The 7,999-nt window shown below is 54.5% G+C and carries 5 protein-coding genes; 1 reads left to right on the top strand and 4 read right to left on the bottom strand.

The features are described 5' to 3' along the window. Nucleotides 1-2,534: 2,534 nt before the first annotated feature. From ABWP81_RS11275 to ABWP81_RS11265, 3 genes are all read right to left on the bottom strand, one after another. A complete protein-coding gene (locus ABWP81_RS11275; RefSeq protein ID WP_353141849.1) occupies nucleotides 2,535-2,795 on the bottom strand; it encodes a hypothetical protein in 261 nt (86 codons plus the stop codon). A 1,049-nt stretch (nucleotides 2,796-3,844) separates the two neighbouring features. Further along, on the bottom strand, nucleotides 3,845-3,979 hold the full coding sequence (locus ABWP81_RS11270; RefSeq protein WP_353141847.1) for a hypothetical protein: 135 nt from the start codon (nucleotides 3,977-3,979) through the stop codon (nucleotides 3,845-3,847). 135 nt (nucleotides 3,980-4,114) lie between these two features. After that, complete coding sequence (locus tag ABWP81_RS11265; RefSeq protein ID WP_353141846.1) at nucleotides 4,115-4,690, bottom strand: hypothetical protein; 576 nt, start codon at nucleotides 4,688-4,690, stop codon at nucleotides 4,115-4,117. 1,810 nt (nucleotides 4,691-6,500) lie between these two features. On the opposite strand from ABWP81_RS11265, the gene ABWP81_RS11260 reads away from it, so the two are divergent. Beyond that, on the top strand, nucleotides 6,501-6,887 hold the full coding sequence (locus tag ABWP81_RS11260; RefSeq protein WP_353141844.1) for a hypothetical protein: 387 nt from the start codon (nucleotides 6,501-6,503) through the stop codon (nucleotides 6,885-6,887). Between the two features lie 107 nt (nucleotides 6,888-6,994). Here ABWP81_RS11260 and ABWP81_RS11255 read toward each other — a convergent pair whose 3' ends face one another. Beyond that, nucleotides 6,995-7,471: a hypothetical protein gene (locus tag ABWP81_RS11255; RefSeq protein WP_353141842.1), complete on the bottom strand. Its 477-nt coding sequence runs from the start codon at nucleotides 7,469-7,471 to the stop codon at nucleotides 6,995-6,997. Between the last annotated feature and the right edge of the window lie 528 nt (nucleotides 7,472-7,999).

Here is a 7,999-nt window from a genome sequence, read left to right as displayed (position 1 = left end):
ACTTTGAAGCGGGGCCCGCCATTCAGACTTCCTTCGCACATTGTCGATGCTCCATACTTAGAGAAACAAACATAAGCAAGGCCGGAGGCATTTCGTTCGGCACAGACTGTGCGGTAGAGATACACCAGCAAACTGAGGCCTCCCGGAGTGGCAATTGGCAATGTTTTTGTCTTATCACGCCATCATTGTAATGGCGGCTGTGAGCTCGACAAACTGAGGGTACTCCTTTGTTTTCACACCGAGACACCGGGATCGTGGGTCTTCCCAAGAAGATCCATCAATGCAAAACTCAGAGCCGTGCAAAAAGAGCTTCGAGGGGGAGCTAGTCGCCATGCACTCATTCTATTGCATCGCGAATCAGCTGCCTGCCCGCCCCAATGCGAGCGATCTGTTTGTCCCCCTTAGCCCAGATCGTAGAGCCCTAAACCTGCACGGCAATGCACCCAAGAGTTTGGAAAGCAAATTTCCAGAATTGACTAATCATGCTATGTTCATCATTCGCTTGGCTCACAACTCTCTTGCAGCCGTCACACAGGAAAGCCATCAGACAAGCTTGACGATCAAGTCCTTGGTCAACCTCAAGTCCGTCTTGAGGTGGATGGCAGGGCGGCCTGGGAAAACAAGCTTCTGATCCTTGTCATATTTGTTTGTGTAGACGATCTTCAAGTACTGGGAGCTCTCGAGTGCCGTGGGCGTCAAGCCTATCCGACATCCACCGCTCTGCCTTTCTCTTGCTCTCTGATATTGGGCCAGGCAATTGATTTCTGTAGGGCACGAGTACACCCTGCCGGTGCCGGCACGGAAAAGTTGACCGAATACTCTCGGACCGGCTGTGGGGTCTTGCAATGAAACCCTCAGCAAAACCAGAGCGTTGACTATCGGAGCCGTTGAAGATCTGCATCTTGTCACCGGTGCCGGTGCGTGGTCGAAAACCGCAGGTGTCGGTGACGGTCATTTTGAAGATGCTGTTGCGGGCCGAGCCGGCGGGCTGCGGGCGCCGCTCGTACTTGTGGCACTCAATCTGGTACCCGACCTGCCCCTCCTCCTCTAAGAATGTGAGGAACGCATGAAGAGGGGCAATTTTTGACGGGAATACCTTCGGACGCCCCGATCGGAACACTCAAACATAAAACCTCCAACAACAAAGATTTCACGGACCCAAGTGTTTCATTGAATGCACATGCTCCGAGTAGTGTGTAACCGGAGCCGTACGTTACAACGAGCTTGTGACAAACACTCGAGCGTCAAATCTGGCTATTCAGCTTTTGAGTTTTCAAGTTTGGGTCAGAACGTCGGGACGCAAACATCTAACAATGAGGCATTATTGGGTTCTCCGGTGTCTGCCGTGGTTGATGATACGGCTCGGGTCACAGACCGTCAATATGAGGCAACAATTGTTTTGGTCTGCATTGCCAATCGGAGCGGGTCAGCCTTGGTGAGAGGAGGCTCGCAGGTGAAACACGCCATGACCTCGTCGTCTGGCATCTTCCACACGAACATTTCACTACCGTCGGTGACGGCTTGCTCGTACTTCCGCCCGTGGAGGAACTCGCCGGACACTTTGGACAATGGGTCCATTGCCTTGATGACGGTATCCTCGAGTGCGATTAGGTACGTCTGCCCGTCTTCACTTGACACCTGGAGCACTTCGGACTGACCTGAAGGGGCAAGGCGCTTGTGTCAATCAAAAGCGGCTACCATGCCCCACCCCATCGAGCAAACAAATCGTTCAGGATACCGAAGTCGAAGAAATGCTACTGAACATTTGATTGCCGGCGCTGCACACCAACACATAGATGTTTCGCTATATTTTGTGAGCGATAACATTGTTGCCCATTGATCGGTTTCCCGGATTCCCCCGACGACCGTTGCCCAAAATGGCTGTGCAAAAGTGCCCGACTACCAGCTTGCACGCTCCCAGATTCTTCTCGCACAACGCAGTGTGGGCCTTCTTGATCTGGTCCATGGACGTGAACTCGTCAGTGCCAATGGTCGGGACGATGGCATCTTGTCCGACAGCTGGCTCCTCCGCACGTCGCTTGACTTGTAACCCGTCAGCAGCAATCGGACTCCAAGGCTTCTGGCCCACGTTGTACACGGAATTGTGTGTGATCAATGCGGCTTGGAACTGATCCTTGATGGACGCCTGCCCGGCGGATGTTGGCTAAGGCCTCGGATGCCCGAGCCCGGTCACTGGAACTCTACCCATGCTGCATGCATGCAACCGCCCGGAGACACCCCGACTGAGTGCGAATCTTAGAAGAGATAGGCGGGGGCAGTCTGCTCCCAGATCCGGACCTCGCATGAGAAACCAAAACAGGTCGGTAGGTCTCTGCGGGCCGCACTGGACGTCCCCGGGCCTAAGCCAACATCGCAAAGAAAAGCCTGGACACCGGGACGTGACCACTTGTCGACAAGCACTTGGCGAATCGGCAGCGTTTCGTCGGCCAGTGGCTTCGTCACCGTGAAATCACTCTCGTCGTAGGTTGGCTTGACGAAGACCTTCGGCAAAGAACAGACACTCGTGGATTGACTCAGACCAGATGATAAGCAAGTGCCAGACACCAAGTGATTGGCACTTGTTGCCCTGGTGTGCATCGACTCAAGAGGAGTCTGTTTTTCACCGCGACTTTCTTGCCTTCCACTACTTTCGAGAGGTCGGGGGCGCCGTCCACGGTGTACTCCTTCTTCTCGCACTTTGCCGTCAACAGCATGCGCGTCCGTTTGGCAATGAAGTCTCCCAAGTTACGCATCTCCGCAGCATTGCCGAAGGAGCCACCGACGATCATCGTCACAATACCTTGGGATCATGCGACACTCCGTGGAAACCACTGTCCAAAGTTGCATTCTCTGCCGATCTCAAACTCTCGCCAGATTTGGGGCCCGCACGGCTCGCTGGACCCCGAATCTGTCCTTAGTTATGATTGATGGGGATGCAAATTGCTACAGAGGCTCGCCAGATCCCAAGCAATGCCCTCCCGGGGGCTGTGGGGTTGTTGGAGTCCAGCTCTCGACATTACGGTGTCAATGAGGTGATGGTCGTAGGCTGCCATGTCGATAATCAAAGCACACTCCGTGCACGTAGCTGCCCGCGTATTCGCCCACAAATCGATGAGCATCTGCGAATAGAAACTCGACCCAGTCGCATGCTGCTTGTGCTCCTTCCGATATCAATCGGCCCGACCCAAGCCGTCAGAGTCGATCACAGAGGTGCCGACATAAGAAACGCACCCTAACACAAAGTTTACGTGTGACAACTGAAAGGAAGCTCTCAAGCTCTTCAATTGTTGTCTTCCGGATTTCCTGTCCCTAACCGAGTGCCACTTACGCCAAATCTTACGCCTAGGCTTGTGCGACCTTGCGCCACCGACGGTGCCAACACACTCGTTCAAAACGTGGAGGCAAACCTTTCATCAAACCGTATGCAAAGGGGTTTTCGCATATCGGATTAGTGTTAGCTTGCATGTGCATGTGTCTGTGCATGAACCCGTGCGTGCGGGTGCCTTTCCCGTTTTTCGACCCGCGCCGCATATGTCAGCAAGCTCGAGCTCGCTGAAATATACAGTTCGGGTCAGCAAACGCGAAAACTAATATTGCATGGATGTGTGTATTATAATATATCTTTTCCTTTTGCCGACCGTATATTTCAGCATCCCCGATCTCGCTGAAACATACGGGTCGGTTTAAAAAACAGGAAAACTAATAACGGTCAGCGTTAGTGTTAGTTTGTTTTTTTGTTGTGGTTGGGCCCCGACTGCCCACCGACCGATGTGTCGGTGTCTCGTGCAATCGTGAAATCGTCACTTGCAGAGTTCCTGGGGAGGGCCACGCTGGGACACGTTTCCTAGTTGGGCACTTCTGCGATTGACTGCGGCTGCCTGCGCCGATCGTGATCCTTGGCGTCGCAGAGGTTGCCCCTGTCGGTCATCAATGCGGCCATCGGGTCCACATAGTCTTTGCGCTGGAGTGCCGTGGACATTGCACTGAAGGACTCGCGAATCCAGAGGTTGGACGTGCGGTACACGGATTTGAGGGCGCCGTCCTCCATGTAGTTCGAGAGCACCATGTAGATCTTTAATGCCCGTGTGTGTCATATATCCCAGCGCGGAAGGGGCTACTGAGGTTCCTGCTCCTTTCGGTTTTCTGGGCCTTGGTGGCCCGGACAGGCACAAAGATAACTGCAGAAAACATAAGCCCCTAGTGCTTGGATATACTCCCCCAACGAGCATCGTACGCCGACCTCGTGCTTTGAGCGCCGCGTCTTGGACCTCAGCGACTCTGCCTCGAAAATCCCAGCCACGTTCTTGACTCGGAAGTGGTTGTCCTTCTCGGAGATCATGTCAAATATCTGACGCCTGATTGTCTCTGCTGCCGATTCGTCGTAGGTCATCTTGTATGAGCCAACATTGCTGGCGATGAGCAACGCACAAGAGCGCTCTGGGTCAGCCGCAAGCTTGTCCCTCAACACTCTCATGTACGGCGCCGTCTGATTCAGAGCGTCGTTGCCGAAGAACGTGAGGTTGAGCACGTAGACACGGTGACACCGGGACGCCTCGCACTTCATATCGTTCGCGTATTTGAAAGCGGCGGTAGTGGCTGTTGCAGGTATGTCCGGAACCGATTTCACCTCCCAGCTCGGGAAGCGGCACTTGATATGCTCACCGGCGATGCGGTTGAAGTCGCTGAGCATGATCTTATCAAGAAAACTTTCGGAGTACTGACAAGTTGTAGCGGGAACTGCATCTTGGCTGCAGCTCCCGCCGCAACCCTGCTTTGAAACCTCTTCAACTTGTCAATACCCGATCGTTGCCTTGACACCTCCTGCTGCTCGATTTTGTCTTGGTGGGATTCTGCATTGAACATACGTAAGTTCTGCATGTACGACTGCCAAAGCCTGCTCTCCTTCATGAGCCTCATGAGGTCGAGCTTGAGCTCGGCTTCTATCTGGTCGTTCTGGGCCTTCTCCAAGTCATCTGTCTGGACCGGCGGCTGATAGCCTTGGAGTTAGTTGCCCATTATTAGCCCCCCTTCGACCGCATAGGGAGGCCCCGGCCCTCCCTCTCGCATGACTGCCGCAAGCTGTATGCCCACACGCATTTTTTAATGTAAGAGCGAACCTGCCGGAGTCTCTACATGAACGGGCTGCAATTAATGGGCTGCTGAACTCAGCGATTCACAACGATAGCCATGGAGGGTCAAAAGGAATCGCCAATCGTGGACAGTGAGACTTTCGTCCGCACTCTTCACCTTCTCAGAGAGCTCCCGGTCGAGCGTTCCCTGACTGAACTTGCACGTCAATTCGGTCATGGCCGGTGTGCTGAGCACTGCCTACTTGCAAGCATCAGCAGATGGGCTCAATCAAGCCTGCCGCAAAAATCAATAGAAACATCGGCCGGGAATCATAACTAGGCGTTCCGGGACGTAGTATGCTCATCCGCTCCTTGGTTGCTTGGGGAGGCGAAGACCTACGGACCGGGACCCTGCCAAGATCGACCAACACCCCGGAGCGTAAAGTGAAATGGTGGCACCAACATACTGCCCAAGAGTCATAAAGTTTCAGAATGCAATTTAACTAGGAGTGTACCCCTGCTGAGGCTTGCAGGCAGACCTTGAAGGAGCCAAGCCAATGGTGAAACAGGCATGCGTTGTGCCGGACCATCTCGTCATCCACTTCCTTTCGCACGAGGGGGCCGTGCATCTTGACGACCACCGGGGCGCCCGTCTGTGCGATCTCTTGCAGCCCCTGCATGTACTTCCCGATACAGCGCTCGAGCCAGCGCTCCTTGGCAAGCGGAGCGATGCTTACTGGCTGCCACTCTCGGCCCTGACTAAGTCACTTGCCGAGCGGGCCGGGCAGGCGGCTCGGGTCGGGCAAGCCGGCGGCGGGGCAGGAGAGTCGGGCATCAATTGGGCGAGTGGGGCGGCCGGCGGATGGGTGGGGTCGGGCGGCCTGCGGGTCGATCCGGCGACGTGACACATGAGACTGACAGCCAACGAGCAATGTATTACAGCCGAGAAGCATAGTTTACTTGACAAAGTCCGCCGCTGTCGAAACGTCGGGCCGGAACCTGCACTTGGAGGCCTAGCGACCCCGGCTTAGAAATTGATCTCTGGCTCTGCTCGACATTTGCGGCCCCCCGAGTCCCGTTTCTCCATGCTGCCGCTCAACGCGGCGTACATCTTCGGAGCGTTTGACTTTTTGACAGGCGGCTCGAAGGCATCCGCGAGCCACGGCTTGGCCTGCCATGATGCGAGCTTGCGAGCATCCGTACGTGCTGTGCATCCGTGATCTAGTTGGTACACTTCAAAACGTTTGGCTTCCTGGGTGCCCGAGTTGGTCTCCGGGTGGCCTAAGATGCTCTGAGGGTTGGATGGGGTTTAGAGGGAGGCCATATGGGTTTCATCTTAGGTAGAGCGAGTCCGCTGCTGAGTACGGATCCTCCCATTCTCGAGGGAGCTGAGACGGCCAAGAGTGTCACCGGGACTGCCGAGCTCGGGACATGGAAGCTTTGCCAATGGTTCGCCAGCATGGCACAGAAGTTCGGCGTCTGGGAGATCAGATTCATCAGCGCGTCACGCTCATCGGTCGTGACACGCTGCTTCGCAGGCATCTGCACGTTGTAGTTTTTGATGACCTGTGCCATGACCATTGGCAATGGTTTTTTCTCGCCCTTGGACCGCTTCCACTGCACGGTCCGCTGAAAGGCCGTCCAAAGCTGAATGACGTGCGGGCGGCTGCGATCAGCGACCCTGATCTTCTTGGACAAGGTCTTGTTGACTTGGTCCTCAATGTCATCACCCGGATCGGTCATGGCTTTCATTGCCATCAATGCCGCCAACTCTTTGCCGAACACCTCGAGATGCACACCTGTTGCACAGCATTGTGAGATCCGAGACGCCCATGATTCATAATCGGCTGCACTTGCCGCACGTCACACTGTTCAGTTCTGTGCCCGACGGGCAGAGCGGTATGCGAACCAACAAGCTCAGCCGCTCATCGGTGCGTACTTGGATCCCAATGCAAGCTCTGGTGTGCATCTCCGGACACCGACAACTCCGGGACGTCAAATGTATTCGCATTGGACATCTCGACCACGGCATCGACAATGAGCATGGCTGCCATCGCTTTGCCGAATCCGACCGAGTGGCCGATGGTGAACGGCAAGATAATGCTGCCGGGGATCAGCTGGTGGAACCACAAGTCCAGCGGGTCCTCCACGCTGTTGTACGGCTTGTGCAGGAAGTCTCCGACGATGCCGAGGATGATGTTCTGATCGCTCGCACCTATGGGGCAATCGCCAGCCCGACGGGATCCCACAGCATTTAGTCTTGCAATGCACGAGTCCGTCGGGCTGAGGCAATAGCGGAGCTTGTCTTCGGGTGTGCGTCGCAGCTCAAAACAATCGCGAAGACTGAGTGTTTTGTCGCAAGACGAATAAAGGTATGTCAAACGTTTTGTAATGGTTTGCACAATATTTTAAAGGTCTGTACAGTATTCAATACATTTAAAACATACTGCAAACCATTAAGATACGCTTACAATAATTAAAACCATTGCAAGAGGTTTAAAAACCTTAATACCTTTAACATACAAGCCCGAAGCAAAGCAGCCGTTTTTTCGAAGGCCCGCCTTTGACGCTGACGTTCGGATCGAAGCTCAGCATCCAAGGTGCGACCCAGAACTCATCGATAGCAGACCCCGGGACGGTGGTCAGCAAATCGGTGGACTTTGGGCGGAACCCGTTTGTCGCAAGTGCATCTTGCAAGGTCTCCACACCGAGCTTGAACTTGGCCTGTGCTTCTGGCGTCGAGTATTTCAATCGGAGGAGATCGAATCTGTGTGCATAGTAAACGCCGGGACAACGTTGGCAAGGTGGGTTAATCTCGCGGGTTTGCAGTGCTGTCGCAGGGCCCGGCCGGGTCAAACAACTTGAAGATTTTGCTTTCCGGTTTTTTGACCCGAACCGTATATTTCTGCAAGCTCGAGCTCGCTGAAATA

It is taken from the genome of Limnohabitans sp. (assembly GCF_040401135.1).
GTDB lineage: Bacteria > Pseudomonadota > Gammaproteobacteria > Burkholderiales > Burkholderiaceae_C > Limnohabitans.
This window is presented reverse-complemented; position numbering and strand designations above follow the sequence as displayed.